Source organism: Streptomyces sp. NPDC037301 (assembly GCF_055602785.1).
Genome location: NZ_JBVJWD010000023.1, coordinates 62175 through 80219, shown reverse-complemented (window position 1 = coordinate 80219; position 18045 = coordinate 62175). Strand labels below are relative to the sequence as shown.

General features: G+C 67.9%; 17 protein-coding genes and 1 pseudogene. All 18 read left to right on the top strand.

Translation table 11 applies throughout. The features are described from left to right. Positions 1–89 precede the first annotated feature (89 nt). The 18 genes and pseudogenes from ACZ7IB_RS30505 (at position 90) to ACZ7IB_RS30420 (ending at position 18045) form a co-directional block, all read left to right on the top strand. On the top strand, positions 90–1184 hold the full coding sequence (locus ACZ7IB_RS30505; protein ID WP_470917049.1) for a substrate-binding domain-containing protein: 1095 nt from the start codon (positions 90–92) through the stop codon (positions 1182–1184). A gap of 38 nt (positions 1185–1222) precedes the next feature. After that, positions 1223–2311: a mandelate racemase/muconate lactonizing enzyme family protein gene (locus ACZ7IB_RS30500; protein ID WP_470917010.1), complete on the top strand. Its 1089-nt coding sequence runs from the start codon at positions 1223–1225 to the stop codon at positions 2309–2311. Between the two features lie 8 nt (positions 2312–2319). Then, complete coding sequence (locus ACZ7IB_RS30495; RefSeq protein ID WP_470917009.1) at positions 2320–3378, top strand: ABC transporter permease; 1059 nt, start codon at positions 2320–2322, stop codon at positions 3376–3378. Then, positions 3375–4472: an ABC transporter permease gene (locus ACZ7IB_RS30490; protein ID WP_470917008.1), complete on the top strand. Its 1098-nt coding sequence runs from the start codon at positions 3375–3377 to the stop codon at positions 4470–4472. Before ACZ7IB_RS30495 ends, ACZ7IB_RS30490 begins: the two co-directional genes overlap by 4 nt. Then, positions 4469–6013 carry a sugar ABC transporter ATP-binding protein gene (locus tag ACZ7IB_RS30485; RefSeq protein WP_470917007.1) on the top strand — a complete coding sequence of 515 codons (1545 nt, stop codon included), beginning with the start codon at positions 4469–4471 and terminating at the stop codon, positions 6011–6013. Before ACZ7IB_RS30490 ends, ACZ7IB_RS30485 begins: the two co-directional genes overlap by 4 nt. Then, positions 6010–6333, top strand: a complete 324-nt coding sequence (locus ACZ7IB_RS30480; protein ID WP_470917006.1) for an L-rhamnose mutarotase — start codon at positions 6010–6012, stop codon at positions 6331–6333. The genes ACZ7IB_RS30485 and ACZ7IB_RS30480 overlap by 4 nt, the downstream gene beginning before the upstream one ends. Before the next feature lie 52 nt (positions 6334–6385). Next, on the top strand, positions 6386–6709 hold the full coding sequence (locus tag ACZ7IB_RS30475; protein ID WP_470917005.1) for a hypothetical protein: 324 nt from the start codon (positions 6386–6388) through the stop codon (positions 6707–6709). Then, positions 6706–6855: pseudogene (locus tag ACZ7IB_RS30470) on the top strand (short-chain dehydrogenase); the annotation flags it as partial. The gene ACZ7IB_RS30475 and the pseudogene ACZ7IB_RS30470, both read left to right, overlap by 4 nt. Before the next feature lie 32 nt (positions 6856–6887). Continuing rightward, the gene (locus ACZ7IB_RS30465) at positions 6888–7934 is read left to right on the top strand and encodes an aldo/keto reductase (protein ID WP_470917004.1); all 1047 of its coding nucleotides are present in this window, start codon (positions 6888–6890) and stop codon (positions 7932–7934) included. Then, the gene (locus ACZ7IB_RS30460) at positions 7931–8791 is read left to right on the top strand and encodes an amidohydrolase family protein (RefSeq protein WP_470917003.1); all 861 of its coding nucleotides are present in this window, start codon (positions 7931–7933) and stop codon (positions 8789–8791) included. The genes ACZ7IB_RS30465 and ACZ7IB_RS30460 overlap by 4 nt, the downstream gene beginning before the upstream one ends. A 67-nt stretch (positions 8792–8858) precedes the next feature. Next, a complete protein-coding gene (locus tag ACZ7IB_RS30455) occupies positions 8859–9173 on the top strand; it encodes a fumarylacetoacetate hydrolase family protein (RefSeq protein ID WP_470917002.1) in 315 nt (104 codons plus the stop codon). Positions 9174–9314: 141 nt separating this feature from the next. Beyond that, on the top strand, positions 9315–10034 hold the full coding sequence (locus tag ACZ7IB_RS30450) for a GntR family transcriptional regulator (RefSeq protein WP_470917001.1): 720 nt from the start codon (positions 9315–9317) through the stop codon (positions 10032–10034). Positions 10035–10221: 187 nt separating this feature from the next. Then, positions 10222–12741, top strand: coding sequence for a sensor histidine kinase (locus tag ACZ7IB_RS30445; RefSeq protein ID WP_470917000.1), 2520 nt, complete (start codon positions 10222–10224; stop codon positions 12739–12741). A gap of 250 nt (positions 12742–12991) precedes the next feature. Next, entirely contained in the window at positions 12992–13081 is a 90-nt protein-coding gene (gene kdpF / locus ACZ7IB_RS30440) for a K(+)-transporting ATPase subunit F (RefSeq protein ID WP_093898595.1), read from the top strand. Positions 13082–13093: 12 nt separating this feature from the next. Continuing rightward, on the top strand, positions 13094–14758 hold the full coding sequence (kdpA, locus tag ACZ7IB_RS30435; protein WP_470916999.1) for a potassium-transporting ATPase subunit KdpA: 1665 nt from the start codon (positions 13094–13096) through the stop codon (positions 14756–14758). After that, entirely contained in the window at positions 14758–16887 is a 2130-nt protein-coding gene (kdpB, locus tag ACZ7IB_RS30430; protein ID WP_470916998.1) for a potassium-transporting ATPase subunit KdpB, read from the top strand. The genes kdpA and kdpB overlap by 1 nt, the downstream gene beginning before the upstream one ends. Before the next feature lie 35 nt (positions 16888–16922). Then, entirely contained in the window at positions 16923–17552 is a 630-nt protein-coding gene (gene kdpC, locus ACZ7IB_RS30425) for a potassium-transporting ATPase subunit KdpC (RefSeq protein WP_470916997.1), read from the top strand. Between the two features lie 67 nt (positions 17553–17619). Next, positions 17620–18045: a DUF3592 domain-containing protein gene (locus ACZ7IB_RS30420; protein WP_470916996.1), complete on the top strand. Its 426-nt coding sequence runs from the start codon at positions 17620–17622 to the stop codon at positions 18043–18045.

The window sequence follows — 18045 nt, the reverse complement described above, 5'->3', positions numbered from 1 at the left end:
AATCGCGCCACGGGTCTTGACTGGGAACCATCGCTGGTCAACCATCACCCTCATCAATTTCCTATTTGATTATCAGGGGGGTGGTGGAGATGCGGCTCCGGACCAGAACTGTTCTGCGGGGCGTACTCGCCGTCGTTGTTCTGGCGGCGGGCTCCGTTGCATGCACCGTGAAGACCTCGGACGAGCCCACCGGCGACGGGACCCGAGCCTCTGTCAGGGCCGGCGCCGGTACAGCCGAGCTCGCCGACGGATCCGGTACCAAGGTGGCACTCGTGCCCGGAGGCGCCCACCCGTACTTCCAGCCATGGAAGACGGCAGGGGCCATCGCCCGGAAGACGTACGGCCTCGCAGGCGTGACCTTCGACGAGACCGCCGAGTGGGACCAGCAGAAGCAGAACAACCTGCTGTCCACCCTCGCAGCGCGCGGTTACAACGCTTTCGGCGTGTTCGGGGTCTCGCCGACCGACATCAACACCACCTTCGCTGACCTCAAGTCGCAGGGTCTCACGGTGGCCTCGCTGGGCTCATGCCCGGCCGGTGGCAAGAACGAGGCCGACTTCTGCCTGTCGACGGACGTCGAGCTCGCCGCGTACAAGGCGGCCCGCGCTGCCGTCGATGCCATGGGCGGCAAGGGAACGCTGGTGCACCTCACCGGCAACAACGTCGATGCGAACACACAGTTGCGGATCAAGGGCGTCGCCAAGGCGGTGACCGAGTCGGGCGGCAAGATCAAACTGCTCCAGACCATCACCGACATCGACAAGGACCTCCAGACCGCGCAGAAGGCGGTCTCGGACCTGCTCGCGGCCAAGGGCAACCAGATCCAGGGCATTGTCGCCACCGCCTACAACCCGGCGGTAGCCGCCGCCGACGCGGTCAAGAGCACGGGGTCGGCGGCGAAGGTCGTCGCCATAGACGACGATGCCAAGATCCTCAACTCGATCGGGCAGGGCTCGGTCGCCGCGACCGTGGTGCAGAACCCGGTGGGGCAGGCCGATGTCGGAGCGTGGGCGCTGGCACTGCTGCAGACCAAACAGTGCACCATGCGCAACCCCGGGCAGATCGTGGACTCCGGCTCCTTCGTCGTCACCAAGGCCAATGCCGGCGACTACGACAAGGACCGGAAGGCGAAGACCGAGCAGCTCAAAAAGCAGTTCGCCGAAGAACTCCTCGACTGCAACTGACAACTGCCGCGCGCACTACAGAAATCGGACCTCGCACAATGAGCATCATCACGACCGCCACGGCCCTGCTGGCCGATATCGCCGTGGAGAAGGACCGCACCGACGCTGTGCAGGCCTTCGTCAAGCAAGAGACGATCCTGGTCGAGATCACAACGACGGATGGTCTCCAGGGAACCGGCTACGCCTACACGATCGGCACCGGGGGAACATCCGTCCTGAACCTGCTGCGGGAGCATTTGCTGCCCCTCCTCGCCGGCGAGGACGCCCGCAACGTCGAGGCGCTGTGGCAACGGCTGTTCGCCACGACCAGAGCGACCGCCACCGGAGCCATTACCTCCCTGGCACTCGCCGCCGTGGACACGGCCCTGTGGGATCTGCGCTGCAAGCGCGCGGGCGAACCGCTGTGGCGGCTGGCGGGCGGCCATCGCCGCGAAGTGCCGGTATACGACACCGAGGGCGGCTGGCTCCACCTGAGCACCGACGACCTGGTCAAGTCGGCGCTTCAGGCACAGCAGGCCGGATGGGCGGGCGTCAAGATCAAGGTGGGCAAGCCGCACGTCTCCGAGGACGCAGAGCGACTGCGCGCCGTGCGCGAGGCCGTGGGCCCGTCGTTGCACATCATGACCGATGCCAACCAGTCACAGACCATCTCCTCGGCCCACCAATTGGCAGCCGCTCTGGAGCCCTACGACCCGTACTGGCTCGAGGAGCCCATGCCGGCCGACGACATCAGCGGTCACGCCCGCCTGGCGCGCGCAACGAGGATTCCGATAGCCGTCGGTGAATCCATGTACTCGATCATGCAGTTCCGCAACTACCTCGAGACCGGGGCCGCGTCCATCGTGCAGGTGGACGCCGCTCGAATCGGCGGGATCACGCCGTGGCTGAAGGTCGCTCACATGTCGGAAAGTCACAACGTCATGGTATGCCCGCACTTCCTGATGGAACTGCACGTGAGTCTCGTTGCCGCGGTGCCCAACGGGAAGTTCGTCGAGTACATCCCGCAGCTGCGCGCCGTGACGCGGACCGAACTGACGGTCCGCGACGGCATGGCCGTCGCACCCGACGAGCCGGGCATCGGCATCGACTGGGACATGGACTCCATCGACAACCGGAGGGTGTCGTGAGGACCCCCATGGCTCCGCCCGATGACGACGTGGACACCACCGCGCCGCGCTCGGCGCACAAGCCGCCGTTCTGGGTGAACCAACGGCTTGGTCTGCTCGTGCTCATCCTCGTCCTGTGCGCTCTGTTCGGCGTGCTGCGCCCCGCCTTCCTGGACGAGCGGCTCGTCCTCTTCCCACTGCTGCGGGACATCGCGACCCTGACCGTGGTCGCCCTGGCCCAGATGGTGGTCCTGTCCGTCGGGCACATGAACCTCGCCGTCGGCCGTATGGCCGCTTTCGGAGCCCTGTTCGCGGGGTTCGGCTACGACCGGCTGGGTCTCTCGCTGCCGCTGGGCCTGCTGCTGTGCCTCTTCGCCGGAGCCGCCATCGGCGCCCTGACCGGCTGGATCATCGCCCGCACCGGTGTGAGCTCTTTCGTGGTGACCCTGGCCATGGACTTCGCGTTGCTGGGTCTGGTCTCGCTGCTGTACTCGGCTCTCACGGAGAACGCGGCGTTCACCACCAGGCCGTCGGGGCTGGCCGAACTGCGCTCCTACTCACTGGCCGACATCTGCGTCGGCCCGGTGTGCGGCTCCCCCGCCGTGCCGCAGATGATTCAGTTCACCGTGCTGGCGCTGGCCGGCCTCGGCTTCCTGTACGGCTGCACCCGTCTCGGCCGGGAACTGCTGCTCACCGGTGCCAACCCGGCGGCGGCCGAACTGTCCGGCATTCCCACGAGCCGTCGCGTCATCGTCGCGCACGCCATGTCGGGACTGCTCGCCGCGCTCGCCGGCTTCATGGCCGCCGTCGGCACCGGAACGTTCCGCGCGTCCATCGGTGACGACTTCATGCTGCCGTCGTTCCTCGGCGCGGTGCTCGGCGGGACCCTGCTCACCGGCGGCGTCGTCTCGGTGATCGGCGCTCTGCTGGGAACCTCTCTGGTCGGCGTGATCCGCAAGGGCCTCGACCTGCTCGGTGTTGGCCTCGAGAGCCTGAACATCTACCTCGGCTGCGTTCTGCTGCTGGCCCTGTCGGCCGACCGCGTGCGCACTGTCGTGTCCTATCGCAAGGTGGTGCGCTCCACATGATCACGACCAATGATCGGGGAGCCCGGACCGGCGCGGCCCTGCGTCAGTTCTCCCGCTCGACGACGATGACTCTGCTCTGCGTCGTGCTGGCCGGGTACATCGCCCTGGGTGTGGCCTCCTCGGGTTCCTTCTTCGACGGCCCTTCCGTACGTACCTTCCTGCAGTACCTGGCCACGCCGATCCTGATCGGTCTCGCCCAGATGGTCGCGTTGTGTGTGGGACAACTCAATCTCGCGATCGGTGCCCTGGGCGGCTTCAGCGCCTGTCTGATGGGCGTGCTGATGGCCGACAGTGGTGTTCCGGCGCCGATCGCCACGACGGTGGGCGTGCTGACGGCGACGGTCATCGGCCTGGTGACCGGCCTGTTCATCGTGGCGACGCGGATCAACGGTTTCATTGTCACGCTCGGCACGATGACGATTCTGCTGGGAGCCCAGTACCGACTGGCCGGCACCCGTACGGTCGACGGCTATTCCGAGACCCTCAAGGACCTCGGCAGAGCAGCGCCGTCGAACACTCCGCTGGTGTTTCTCGTCGCGCTGGCCTCGGCTGCCCTGCTCGCAGCGTTCATGTACCGCACCACTGCGGGACGTCGCCTGCTTGCTGCCGGCGGCAACCCGCTGGCGGCCAGGCTGTCCGGCATCTCCACCGACCGGCAGATCGTGCTCGCCCACACGGTGTCGGGTCTGCTGGTCGGCGTGGCCGCGCTGACTGCGACAGCCTCACTGCCGGGTGTCAACCGCAGCGTCGGCGGCGACTGGCTGCTGCCGAGTTTCGCCGCGCCCATCATCGGGGGTGTCGCTCTCAACGGCGGCTCCGTCGCGGTGTTCGGCACGGTGCTTGCGGCGTTTGTGATGCGGCTGATCGACGCCGCGCGGGCCCAGTTCTCGCTCGACCCGAGCTGGGTGAACTTCCTCATCGGCCTGGTCGTGCTGGGCACCGTGGTCGGTGGGCGCATGCACCAGACGCATCTTGAGAAGAAGGGCAAGGCGCAAGGACGTATCCCACCGGCGCCCGTTGACATCCCACCGTCTCCCGTGGATACCGGCCGCGAGACGGACGGCGCCCTGCCGACCGCGGGAGGTGCGCGATGAGCAACGTCCTTCTCGAATGCCAGGACGTCGTCAAGGTCTTCCCCGGAGTACGGGCTCTGGACGGCGTCGGACTACGTCTGACGGCGGGCTCGGTACACGCCCTGCTGGGTGAGAACGGCGCAGGCAAGTCCACCCTGATCAAGGTGCTGACCGGTGTGCACACCCCCGACGGCGGCCGTCTGACCTGGCTCGGCAAGGAGGTCCACCTGCGCTCTCCGCTGGAGGCAACCCGTACCGGCATCGGTGTCGTCCACCAGGAACGCAACCTCATCCCCGGCTTCTCGGTCGCGGAGAACATCACGCTGCAGAGCCCTCCCTCACGCCGCGGGCTCGTCGACCGTGACGCGATGACGGCCCCCGCACTGGGCTGCCTGGCGGAACTGGGCCTGGAAATCGATCCGCACCGGCCTGTCCGAGAACTGTCGGTGGCACAACAGCAGCTGGTGGAGATCGCGAAGGCGCTCTACACCGAGAGCAAGGTGCTGCTCCTCGACGAGCCGACCGCTTCGCTCTCCCCGCAGGAGGCGGAGCGGCTGTTCGACGTGATTCGGCGGCTGACGGACAAGGGCACCTGCGTCGTCTTCGTGAGCCACAAACTCGAAGAGGTCTTCGCGGTCTGCGACACCGTCACCGTGCTTCGCGACGGCAGGTCCGTGCTCGAGTCCTCGCCGCTCCCGGATCACACGCACGACGACGTGGTCGGCCTGATGGTGGGCCGGGCCCACGCCGCGACGGACATGGAGCCCCGTGCCGTCGATACCACCGCCGCCCCGGTGCTCTCGCTCGACCGGCTCTCCACCGCCGACGGACACGAGGACATCTCATTGGACGTGCGTCCCGGTGAGATCGTCGGTCTGTACGGTCTGGTCGGCGCCGGACGCAGCGAACTCGTGAAGGCGGTGCTGGGACTGGACCGGTGCACCGGCGGTGAGATCAGGGTGCACGGCAAGCCGGCCCGGATCAGGTCACCGCGCCAGGCGCTCCACCGGTTCGGCATCGGCTACCTGACCGAGAACCGCAAAGAGGAGGGCGTCTTCCTGGAGCAGCCCATCCAGCGGAACATCACTGTGACGGTGTGGACGAGACTTGCCAAGGCCCTCGGATTCGTCTCCGCCCGCGAGGAGCGGGACGTGGCGCAGGCTCTGGTCGAGCGCCTGGGCATCCGCATTTCCGGGCTCGGGCAGAACGCCGGCGAACTGTCCGGAGGCAACCAGCAGAAGGTGAGTCTGGCGAAGTGGCTCGCGGCCGACACCCGCCTGCTCATTGTCGACGAGCCGACCGTGGGTGTCGACGTCCGTACCAAGCACTCCTTTCACGAGCTCCTGTGGGAGCTCGCTCGCGATGGCCTGCCCATCCTGCTGATCAGCAGCGACCTGGCGGAGATGATCACACTGGCGGACCGTGTCATCGTGATGGCCGATCACCGCATCCGCGGGGAGGTCGCCAACGACCGCGACTACGAAGGGATGAGCGGCAGGATCATCCGCATCATCCACGACCGCGCGATCTCCGCCGTGACAGCGACGGCGGATGCCGGATGAAGCGTGTGGCACAGGTGATCCGGGTCCGCCCGGAGAAGCTCGACGAGTACCGCGAGCTGCACCGCGATGTTCCGCAGCCGGTGCTGGACCGGCTGCGGGCCTGTCACATCGCGAACTACTCGATCCACTTTCTCGGCGACCGGCTGTTCAGCTACTTCGAGTACCACGGAGACGATCTGGCCGCCGACCTCGCCCTCATGGCCGCGGACAGGGCGACGCAAGCCTGGTGGCGGCTCACCGACCCATGCCAGGAGCCCGTCGAGGAGGCGGCGCCCGGAGAGCGGTGGGCATCGATGGAGCAGGTGTTCTTCATGGAGTGATCCGACCGGACTCTGCATTTTCTCACGCACGCCCTGTCGAACAGGAATCTCCTTGCCTTCAGACACCACCGCGCGGGTCGTCGCTCCGGACACCTGCGGCATCCGCTTCCCAACCTCCCGGAGGTTGGACTGCTCGGACGCGGTGAACCCCGCCCCCGATTTCTCCGCTGCATGCCTCCACCTTCATGAGCGCTTCGGCGACCCCGTGGTGATCCGGGACGGCCACTTCCTCAAGGCCGGCGCGCCGGGTCTCTCGGCGACGAGACTCGCCGACTCCCTCCCGACGTACGCATATCCCCATGCGGCGTTCTGGCCCGCCGTCGGCGCGGCGCGGCACGCCGGCCTCGGCGCCACCACCACGGAGGTGTCCGCATGACCGCCGAACTCACCGGACTGCACGCTGTCGTCACCCGCGGTGCCTCAGGAATCGGGTTAGCCACATTCCGGCTTCCCGTGGAACGGGGTGCCCGCGTTGCCGTCCTCGATCTCGATCCGTCCAGCTGCGAGCCGCCCCTGACAGGGCTGCACGGTCTGCGCCTGAGGCCGGTCGGCATATGAACAAGCTTCTCAGAAGGGAACCACTCGGCAGCAGCACCGCGTGGACATCGCCCCTTTCCTTCGGCGCGGCGGCCCTTGGCAACCTCTTCACCGAGATGATCGACGAGCAGGCGGCCGCCGCCCTCGACTCGGCCTGGAACCACGGCATCCGGTCGTTCGACACGGCACCGCACTACGGTCTGGGACTGTCCGAACGCCGCCTCGGAACCGCGCTGGGCGTCCGGCCACGAAACGAGTACACCGTCTCCACCAAGGTCGGCCGCCTGCTCGAACCCGCCTCCGGCGTAGTGGGAGGCGACCTTGCCAATGGCTTCGCAGTGCCGGCAACCCACCGGCGGGTGTGGGACTTCAGCGCCGACGGCGTGCGCCGCAGCCTGGACGACAGTCTGACCCGCCTCGGCCTGGACCACGTGGACATCGTGTACCTGCACGATCCGGACGACCACGGGCAGCAAGCTCTCGACGAGGCCTGTCCCGCCCTCGAACGGCTGCGCGCGGAGGGCATGGTGAAGGCCATCGGGCTGGGGATGAACCAGCCCTCCATGCCGGCCCGCTTCGTACGGGAGACCGACATCGACGTCGTGCTGCTTGCCGGTTGTTACACACTCCTGGAGCAGAGCGGTCTCCAGGAATTGCTGCCGCTCGCCGCAGAGCGAGGTGTCTCGGTGGTGGCAGGAGGCGTCTTCAATTCAGGGCTGCTCGCAGCGCCCGGACGGGGAGCGACCTACGGCTACCGGACGGCCGCGCCGGACATGCTGGAGCGTGCGCTGTCCCTGCAGCGGGTCTGCGAGAAGCACGGAGTACCCCTTCGGGCGGTCGCGGCACGCTTTCCCCTGGGCCACCGCGCCGTCGCGTCCGTGCTGCTCGGTCTGCGCAGCGCACAGGAGGCGGAGGATGCGGTGAGGCAGTTCCAGCGCCCCCTGCCGGCCCCTCTGTGGGAGGACCTTCGCGCCGATGGGCTGCTCCCCGCGAACGTACCGCTCCCGCTGAGCCCGTCGCCCGGCCGGAGCGGCGGCGAACCGCGTACAGGGAGTGCCGTATGACCGCACCGATCGTCGTTGACGCCCACCACCATGTGTGGGACCTGGCCGTACGCGACCAGGGCTGGATCACCGGCCCGGCCCTGGCGCCGCTTCGCCGCAGTTTCTCGCTGTCGGAACTGCGCCCGGCGGCAGAAAAGGCCGGAGTCGTCGCGAGCGTCCTCGTGCAGACGGTGACGGTCGCTGAGGAGACACCGGAGATGCTGGCCCAGGCGGCATCGGAGACGCTGGTCGCCGGGGTCGTCGGATGGACCGACCTCACCGCTCCGGGTGTGGCGGACAGGCTCGTCGAGCTGCGTGGGATGCCCGGAGGCGAACATCTGGTGGGCGTGCGTCACCAGGTCCAGGCCGAAGCCGACCCTCAGTGGCTGGTACGCGAGGATGTGCTGCGGGGGCTGGCCGCGGTCGCCGACGCGGGCCTCGCGTACGACCTTGTCGTCCTGCCGCACCAATTGCCGGCGGCCACTGCTGCGGCACGCCGTCTGCCCGGTCTCAGGTTCGTACTGGACCACGCCGGCAAGCCCGGCATCGCGGCTGCGATGCTTGAACCGTGGGCGTCGCACCTGCGCGACCTCGCGGCGGAACCCAACACGTTCTGCAAGCTGTCGGGCTTCGTCACGGAGGCCGACTGGATGCGCTGGAGCGTCGAGGACCTTCGCCCCTTCGCCGCCAGGGTCCTCGACGCCTTCGGGCCGGATCGCGTGATGTTCGGCTCCGACTGGCCCATGTGCACCCTGGCCGCCGACTACGCCACGGTATTCGACACAGCACATGCCCTGATCCACGAACTCGCCGCTCACGAACAGGCCGACGTCCTCGGCGGCACAGCCCTCAGCGCCTATCGGCTGCACCTCCCGTAGTCGCCGTCCCATCGACGCTCGCCCCCCAGGCCCATCCACCAGGAGGCCTCCCCAGAAGGGAATACCCATGAAGTTCCTGCGCCTCGGTCCCGACCCCTCGCACGCCAGCCGGCTGTCCGACCTCTCCGGGGCTGAGCGTCAACGGCCGGGAGCGACAGAACTGCACCACCAAGAACATGACCTTCAATGTGGGCCCATCGTCCGGTACATCAGCCAGTACACGGTCCTCGAGCCCGGTGACGCGGTGGAAACGGTGAACACGGGTACTCCGGCCGGGGCGGCCTCGGGACTCCCCGGCACGCCTCACCTGCGGGCCGGGGACACGGTGGAACTCGAGATCGACGGCCCCGGGTCGCAGCGGCAGATGTCCGGCCAGGGGTGATCACCGATGCCGAGCGTTCGACGGGGCCGGCCCCGGCCCGACGGCACTCGGGGCCGTCTCACGTCCGAGGCCGTCCTGGGCCCTGTCGTCACCTCGCTAAACTGCGAGTGTCCCGACAAGCCCCGAGCAGCAGGAGAACGGATGCCGCCGCCCGACCGTTCCGCAGGCAGCGCGGGGGAGCCGAACGGGAAGCCACAGGGCTCGCCTCCTGCCCGGCAGGTGCTCTCGGACAGCGTCTACGAGGACATCAAGGCCAGGGTCATGGACCATGAGATCGCACCAGGTGCCCGGGTCGGCATCGAAGCCCTCTCGCGTACCCTCGGCGTGTCGCCGACCCCGGTGCGCGAAGCCCTGGCCCGGCTCGAGGCCGACGGTCTGGTGGTGAAGCGATCTCTTTCGGGATACCGCGCGACCGAGTTGCTGACCCGCCAGGGGCTCGAGGAACTCTTCGAGATGCGTCTGCTGCTGGAACCGAGGGCCACAGCGCTGGCCGCGACCAACGCGACCGAGGAACAGCTCGACGCCATCGAGCGGATCGTGGAGGAGATGCGGGCGCATCCGGGGCCGACCGGTCGGTACGCGGACTACCGTGACTTCGCCGCTCTGGACCAGCGCTTCCACGACGCAATCGCCCAGGCATCGCATCGGCCGCTGCTCGCAGACGCGGTGGAGCGGCTCCACTCGCATCTGCACGTCTTCCGGCTCACCAGTGTCAAGGTGACCGAGGACCCGACGCTGACGGAACACGAACGAGTCGTACGCGCCATACTGCGCAGAAAGGCCGATCGCGCCGCGGAAGCCATGGCGGAGCACCTGACACACAGCCTGGAGCGCCAGCTCAGCCACGAGTCGAATTCCTGACCCACGCACAGGACTGGCTCTCGCCTACGCGGCCTGCACGAGTCACCGCAGTCCGCCGAGGACGCGATACGCCCCGAGGGTGCCCTTGAGGGCTCCGGGCCGGTGTCGTCGAGTGGAACGGCTTTGAGGGGCGCACCATGGAAGGGCGCGAGCACGACATGGGGGTGACCTGGGCAGGAGTCCGCCGGTGGCACGTGGACGGTTGCGGATCTACCTCGGGGCCGCCCCCGGGGTCGGGAAGACGTACACCATGCTTGCCGAGGGGCAGCGGCTGCGTTCACGGGGCGCGGATGTGGCCGTCGGCTTCGTCGAGCCGCATGGGCGTCGGCCGACCGCGGCGATGGCCGATGGTCTGGAGACGATCGCCCGCCGTACGTTGAGCCACCGCGGTGCGCTCTTCACCGAGATGGATCTCGACGCGGTGCTGGCCCGCAGTCCCCAGGTCGCGCTGGTCGACGAGCTGGCCCACTCCAACGTTCCGGGGGCCCGCAACGCCAAGCGATGGCAGGACGTGGAGGAGATCCTGGCCGCCGGCATCGATGTCGTCACCACGCTCAACGTCCAGCACCTGGAATCCCTCAACGACGTGGTACGGCAGATCACGGGGGTCGCGCAGCGGGAGACCCTGCCCGACGAGGTGGCCCGCCGGGCCGACCAGATCGAACTGGTCGACCTGCCACCGGAGGTGCTGCGCCGCCGCATGGTCCATGGCGACATCTATCCGCCGGACCGCATCGAGTCCGCCCTCACTCACTACTTCCGGGTCGGCAACCTCAGCGCCCTGCGCGAAATCGCCCTGCTGTGGCTCGCCGACCGGGTGGAGGAGGGGCTGCAGCGCTACCGAGCGGAACACGGCATCGTCGCTCCCTGGGAGACCCGGGAGCGCATCCTGGTGTCCCTGAGCGGCGGGCCGGAGGGCGAGACCCTCATCCGCCGTGCCGCGCGGATCAGCGCTCGTACCCCCGGCACCGAGTTGCTGGGGCTCCACGTGGTCCCGGAGGACGGGTTCACCGGCGTCGACCCGGCGGTCCTGAACACCCAGCGCACCCTTCTGGAGTCGCTCGGCGGCACGTACCACCAGACCACTGGCGAGGACGTTGTCGATGCCTTGCTCCAGTTCGCCGAGGCGGAGAACGTCACCCAGATCGTGCTGGGCGCGAGTCGGCACGGCCGTCTCGCCTCTCTTCTGAGAGCAGGTGTGGGAGAGCGGACGATCAAGGGGTCCGGCCCCATTGACGTGCACATCGTCACCCATAGGGAGGCAGCAGGGTCTGCTGTGGTGAGGATTCCGCATCCGATCCGTGGCACGGGCCCAAGACGGTACTGGGCCGCGCTGGCCGGCGCCGTGATGCTGTTGCCCGTACTGACGCTCCTGTTGACCGCGCTGCGTGGCCATCTCGACCTCTCCAGCGACCTGGTGATCTATCTGCTCGCCGTTGTCGTGGTCGCCCTGGTAGGCGGGCTCTACCCGGCGCTGTTCGCCGCGGTCGCCGCAGCACTGCTCGCCGATTACTACTTCACCGCACCGGTGCACTCGCTGGCCATTGAGCGCCCGGACGAGATCACCGCGCTCGTGGTCTTCATCGCCACAGCCGCTCTCGTCGGCACGGCAGCGGGAACGGCTGCGCAGCGTACGTACCAGGCCGTACGCGCGACATCGGAGGCGAGGGCGTTGGGCCGCCTGGCCGCCGCCATGATGCGTGGCCAGGATCTGACGGCACTGGTGGAGCAGATCCGGGAGAACTTCGGCCTCAGTGCGATCAGCCTGCTCGAAAGGGATCCGGAAGCATCCCCCGTGCCCAGCTGGTACGTGGTCGCCAGCGCCGGGGAGCGGCCGCCGGAAAAGCCCTACGAGGCGGATGTGGAAAGCCCCGTCGACGACAATCTCACGCTGGCTGCCCGCGGCTCGGGACTGAGGACGGAGGACCAGCGCGTCCTCGCCGCATGCGCCGCCGAATTGGGGCTGGCCCATGCCCGAGGGCGGATCGCCGGGCGTTCCGGCGGTACGGACACCTTCGCCGACGCCGAACGCACCCGGGCATCCCTGCTTCTCGCGGCAGGCCGCGATCTGCGTGCTCCGCTGCACACCGCTGAAGCAGCGCTCGTGCGCTTGCGGCGTCGACGCGCCGACGCGCCTGCCCCGGAGGAGGCACAGTTGTTGGACGCTGCTCGCGCGGCGGTGCACCGTGCGGCGCAGTTGGTCACCGATCTCGACGATGTGAGTCGTCTGCACGGCGGGGCACTCGATCTCTACCTCCGCCCGGTCGACCTCAACGAGGTGCTGGGCGCTGCCTTGGACGACCTCGGGCCCGGCGGCCATTCGATCGTTCTGCACCTGCCGGAACAGCTGCCCGACGTGATCGCGGACGCTGCTCTCCTCACCCGCGCCCTGACCGCACTGGGGGCCGACGCATTGCGTCACAGTCCGCCGGACCAGCCCCCCGTCTTCACCGCCGAGGTCCGGGCCGGCCGCGTGAAGATTCGGGTGGAGGACGGCGTGCCCGTCAGAGGTCCGGAACCGGGCGCGGCGGCCTCCCGGGCTCCGGGTACCAGGGCCGACAGCCTGGCTCTGCGGCTGTCGCGCGACTTGGCCGAGGCCATGGACGGGACCCTGGAGACGACCACTGAGGGCCCCGCTTTCTCGGCGATGCTCACTCTTCCGAGTTCCGCGCCCGGCGGCAGCGCGACATCGGGCCACGCCGAGTGAATCCCCGCACTCCACCGTCATCCCATCGGAGCACAGGGCGGCAGGGCATTCTCGAAGTCAACTGATATAGCGTCAGAAATGAATCAACCTCGCATGCCAGATCAACCCCATATTCCAACCGGGAGGGCTGAAAAAGCCTGCCCCTGATGACTCTGCGGGGTGTCTCGCGCATGTCGGACGTCGCGTACATCGGCCTCACGGTAGTGGTGTTCGTCCTCATCGGCCTGGCCGCCAAGGGGGTCGGACGCCTGTGAGCGTGGAAAACATCGTCGGCTTGATCGTTGCCGCGTGCCTCGTGATCTACCTGGTCATCTGCCTGATCTTCCCCGAGAAGTTCTAGGAGAAAGCCCGGATGAACGACACCCTCGCGGGATGGCTCCAGGTGCTCGCCCTGGTGGTCGCGCTAGGTCTCTCGTTTCGCCCGCTGGGCGGCTACATGGCCCGCGTCCTGACCACCGATCGCCACTGTCGGGCCGAACGCCTGATCTACCGGGCAGGCGGAGTGAACGGCGACGCCGACCAGAAATGGTCGGTCTACCTGCGCAGCATCCTGGCCTTCTCCGCAGTGTCGGTACTGTTCCTGTACGCATTTCTGCGCCTGCAGAACCATCTCCTGCTGTCCCTGGGAATGAAGCCGGTCACGACGGACCAGTCGTTCAACACCGCGGCATCTTTTGTCACCAATACCAACTGGCAGTCGTATTCCGGCGAGTCGACCATGGGCCATCTGGTCCAGATGGCGGGCCTCGCGGTGCAGAACTTCGTCTCCGCGGCCGTGGGTATTGCCGTCGTGGCCGCGCTGATCCGGGGCTTCAGCAGGAAGAAGACCGATCGCGTCGGGAATTTCTGGGTGGACCTGACACGGATCGTGCTTCGCGTTCTGTTGCCCCTTGCGTTCGTCTTCGCGATCGTTCTGGTGGCCGCCGGTACCGTTCAGAATTTCCATGGAATCCACGACGTCACCACCATCGCAGGCGGGCACCAGGGCTTGACCGGAGGCCCCGTCGCCTCCCAGGAGTCCATCAAGGAACTGGGCACCAACGGCGGTGGTTTCTACAATGCGAATTCCGCGCACCCCTTCGAGAACCCCAACGCCTTCACCAACCTGATCGAGATCTACCTTCTGCTGGTCATCGCGTTCTCGCTGCCGCGGACTTTCGGGGCGATGGTCGGCGACAACCGACAGGGTTACGCGATTGTTGCCGTGATGGCATTGATCTGGGGTGCATCGGTCGCCATCGTGACCGCCAACGAGCTGCACAGCGTCAGCAGCACGGCCGGTCACGCGGCCGGCGGAATGATGGAGGGCAAGGAGACGCGGTTCGGGATCTGGGCCTCGGCTCTGTTCGCCGTGTCCACCACCCTTACGTCGTGCGGAGCGGTCAACTCCTTCCACGACTCGTACACGCCGGGCGGCGGCGGAATGACGATCTTCAACATGATGCTGGGGGAGATCGCGCCCGGCGGCACCGGCTCCGGGCTCTACGGGATCCTGATCCTGGCGATCGTCGCGGTCTTCGTCGCCGGACTGATGGTCGGCCGTACGCCCGAGTACCTGGGCAAGAAGCTCCGGGGCCGGGAGATGAAGTTCGCCTCGCTCTACATCCTGACCACGCCCGCACTCGTGCTGGTCGGTGCGGGGCTGGCGATGGCATTCCCGGGGGAGAGGGCGGCCATGCTCAATTCCGGTCCGCACGGCTTCTCCGAGGTCTTGTACGCCTTCGCGTCGGCTGCGAACAACAACGGCTCGGCGTTCGCGGGACTGAGCGTGAACACCGTCTGGTACAACACCACACTCGGCGTGGTCATGCTCGTCGGCCGGTTCCTGCCGATGGTGTTCGTCCTGGCGCTCGCCGGCTCGCTCGCCGGGCAGCAGTCCGTTCCGGTCACCGCGGGCACCCTGCCCACTCACCGGCCGCAGTTCGTCGGGCTGTTGACCGGAGTGATCCTCATCGTTGTCGGTCTGACGTACTTCCCCGCGCTCGCACTCGGCCCCCTTGCGGAGGGTCTGCACTGATGTCCACGACCACCACTCCCGCTCCCACCCCGCCGCGCGCCGGGCGTCAGCAGCACCGGGTCTCGGGCGGACTGCTCGATCCCAAGCAGCTTCTGACGTCCTTCCCCGACGCCCTGCGCAAGCTGGACCCGCGCTCGATGGTCCACAACCCCGTCATGTTCGTGGTGGAGGTCGGGGCGGTGCTGACCACGCTGTCGGCCATCAGGGCGCCCAGTGTCTTCGCCTGGGTGATCACGGCATGGCTCTGGCTGACGTCGGTCTTCGCCAATCTCGCCGAAGCTGTGGCCGAGGGACGTGGCAAGGCCCAGGCGGAGACTCTGCGCCGCACCAAGACGACGACAATGGCCCGCCGTCTCAGCGGCTGGCGACCTGGCGCGACCGACGCCGCAGAGGAGGAGGTTCCAGGCGTCGACCTCCGTCTGGGCGATCACGTCGTCGTCGAGGCCGGGCAGACCATCCCCGGCGACGGCGATGTGGTCGAGGGCATCGCGAGCGTCGACGAATCGGCCATCACGGGCGAGTCGGCGCCGGTGATCCGCGAGTCGGGCGGCGACCGGTCGGCGGTCACGGGCGGCACCAAGGTGCTCTCGGACCGGATCGTCGTGAAAATCACCTCGAAGCCGGGGGAGACCTTCATCGACCGGATGATCGCCCTCGTGGAGGGGGCCGCGCGGCAGAAGACGCCGAACGAGATCGCGCTCAACATCCTGCTGGCATCCCTCACGATCGTCTTTCTGGTCGCGGTGGCGACCCTGCAGCCCTTCGCCATCTTCGCGGGGGCCGAGCAGCCCATCGTCATCCTCGTTGCCCTCGTGGTGGCCTTGATCCCCACGACGATCGGCGCGCTGCTGTCGGCGATCGGCATCGCGGGCATGGACCGGCTCGTGCAGCGCAACGTGCTGGCGATGTCCGGGCGTGCGGTGGAGGCCGCGGGCGACGTCAATACCCTCCTGCTCGACAAGACCGGCACCATCACCCTCGGCAACCGCCAGGCCGCCGAGTTCCTGCCGGTGGACGGGGTGAGTGTCGAGGAGCTCGCGGACGCCTCCCAGCTGTCCTCGATCGCCGACGAGACGCCCGAGGGTCGCTCGATCGTCGTCCTCGCCAAGCAGCAGTACGCGCTGCGCGGACGCAGTGAAGGAGAACTGGCCCAGGCACAGTTCGTACCCTTCACCGCTCAGAGCCGGATGAGCGGTGTCGACCTCAACGAACCTCAGGAAACCCTGTCCTTGCGCAAGGGAGCGGCGACGGCAGTGATGCGCTGGGTCCGTGACAACGGCGGCCACCCCACGGCGGAGGTCGGCGGCATCGTCGACGGCATCTCCGCGAGCGGCGGCACCCCACTGGTCGTCGGCGAGGTGACCCGGCACGGTGACGCACCCGGCGCCCGCGTCCTCGGCGTCATCCACCTCAAGGACGTCGTCAAGGAAGGCATGCGCGAACGCTTCGACGAACTGCGCCGCATGGGCATCAAAACCGTCATGATCACCGGCGACAACCCGCTTACCGCGCGCGCCATCGCCCAGGAGGCAGGGGTGGACGACTTCCTGGCCGAGGCCACCCCCGAGGACAAGATGGCCCTGATCCGCCGCGAACAACAGGGCGGCAAGCTGGTCGCGATGACCGGCGACGGCACGAACGACGCGCCCGCGCTCGCCCAGGCGGACGTAGGCGTGGCGATGAACACCGGTACCTCGGCCGCGAAGGAGGCCGGGAACATGGTGGACCTGGACTCCAACCCGACCAAGCTCATCGAGATCGTCGAGATCGGCAAGCAGCTGCTGATGACCCGCGGCGCGCTGACGACCTTCTCGATCGCCAACGACGTGGCGAAGTACTTCGCGATCATCCCGGCGATGTTCGCGATGGTCTACCCGGGCCTGGACAAGCTCAACATCATGCGCCTGCACAGCCCGACCTCGGCGATCGCCTCCGCGATCGTCTTCAACGCGCTGATCATCATCGCGCTGATCCCGCTCGCGCTGCGCGGCGTGCGCTACCGGCCGTCCTCCGCCGCGACACTGCTCAGCCGCAACATCTGGATGTACGGGCTCGGCGGGCTGGTACTGCCCTTTGTGGGCATCAAACTGCTCGACCTCTTCATTCAGTTCATCCCCGGCCTGCGCTGACAGACGGCCCGACGAGAGAAGAAGGCGATCCCACGGTGCGCACCCACCTTCCCCCAGTACTCCAGCACCATCTGACCGCCTTGCGGATGCTGCTGGCGTTCACCGTGATCACCGGCATCGCCTACCCACTGCTCGTCACCGGCATCGCCCAGGCCGGTCTCTCTCACCAGGCCAACGGCTCCCTGCTGACGACGAACGGCACGCCTGTGGCCTCCAGCCTGATCGGCCAGAACTTCGCCCTGCCGAAGAAGAATCCCGAGGACGCGAAGGAGCCGCTGCGCCCAGACCCCAAGTGGTTCCAGCCCCGCCCGTCCGTCGGCGGCTATGACCCCACGATCTCCGGCGCCTCCAACCTGGGCCCGAACAACACCGACCTGATCAAGACGGTCAGGGACCGCCGTGTCGCCGTCGCCGCCTTCGACGGGGTCCCGCCCGCGTCCGTCCCCGCCGACGCCGTCACCGCCAGCGGCTCCGGGCTCGACCCGGCGATCTCCCCGGCGTACGCCTACGAACAGGTCGACCGCGTCGCGAAGGCTCGCCATCTCGACCCCGCCGAGGTCAAGAGGCTGGTCGCCCACCACGTCCAGGGACGTTTTCTCGGATTTCTGGGTCAGGAACGCGTCAATGTCGTCGAACTCAACCACGATCTGGCCAGGCTGATGTGACCAGAATGCGGGAGTGCCGATGCGAGGGCGGCCGAGGCGAGGACATACACCGGCGTGGGAGCGTGACGTGGACGTGGGGGCCGTGGCCGTGCTTACGGGGATCGCCGCGTTCGGCGGCCTGCTCGCCGTCCTTGTGGGGGCCTATGGCTTGCGTCAGGCACAGAGAGTGAGAGAGACCGGCGTGCGTGTCCAGGCGCTGGTCAAGCGACGCCCGGGAGGGGGCCGTGAGGAGTCGGCCCCACTGCACCCGCTCCTCCAGTTCGTGACGGAGGACGACAGGGTGATGGAAGTCGCCTGTCCCGTTCCCCCCACCCGGCGACACCCGTTCACCGACGGTGACAACGTACTTGTCTCCTACGATCCGGCCGACCCGCGAAACGTCGTCGTCCACGGGTGGGAACGCTTGGGTCCTGAACGGGCATTCATCGCCGGGGGCGCCCTCGTCGTGCTGCTCTCGGTGACGCTGCTCGTTGTCGCAATTGCGGGTCGGTGA

Excerpts from the sequence above, each read along its gene's own strand:
- ACZ7IB_RS30505 (WP_470917049.1), top strand. The coding sequence starts at position 90 with ATGCGGCTCCGGACCAGAACTGTTCTGCGGGGCGTACTCGCCGTCGTT.
- ACZ7IB_RS30500 (WP_470917010.1), top strand. The coding sequence starts at position 1,223 with ATGAGCATCATCACGACCGCCACGGCCCTGCTGGCCGATATCGCCGTG.
- ACZ7IB_RS30495 (WP_470917009.1), top strand. The coding sequence starts at position 2,320 with ATGGCTCCGCCCGATGACGACGTGGACACCACCGCGCCGCGCTCGGCG.
- ACZ7IB_RS30490 (WP_470917008.1), top strand. The coding sequence starts at position 3,375 with ATGATCACGACCAATGATCGGGGAGCCCGGACCGGCGCGGCCCTGCGT.
- ACZ7IB_RS30485 (WP_470917007.1), top strand. The coding sequence starts at position 4,469 with ATGAGCAACGTCCTTCTCGAATGCCAGGACGTCGTCAAGGTCTTCCCC.
- ACZ7IB_RS30480 (WP_470917006.1), top strand. The coding sequence starts at position 6,010 with ATGAAGCGTGTGGCACAGGTGATCCGGGTCCGCCCGGAGAAGCTCGAC.
- ACZ7IB_RS30465 (WP_470917004.1), top strand. The coding sequence starts at position 6,888 with ATGAACAAGCTTCTCAGAAGGGAACCACTCGGCAGCAGCACCGCGTGG.
- ACZ7IB_RS30460 (WP_470917003.1), top strand. The coding sequence starts at position 7,931 with ATGACCGCACCGATCGTCGTTGACGCCCACCACCATGTGTGGGACCTG.
- ACZ7IB_RS30455 (WP_470917002.1), top strand. The coding sequence starts at position 8,859 with ATGAAGTTCCTGCGCCTCGGTCCCGACCCCTCGCACGCCAGCCGGCTG.
- ACZ7IB_RS30450 (WP_470917001.1), top strand. The coding sequence starts at position 9,315 with ATGCCGCCGCCCGACCGTTCCGCAGGCAGCGCGGGGGAGCCGAACGGG.
- kdpA (WP_470916999.1), top strand. The coding sequence starts at position 13,094 with ATGAACGACACCCTCGCGGGATGGCTCCAGGTGCTCGCCCTGGTGGTC.
- kdpB (WP_470916998.1), top strand. The coding sequence starts at position 14,758 with ATGTCCACGACCACCACTCCCGCTCCCACCCCGCCGCGCGCCGGGCGT.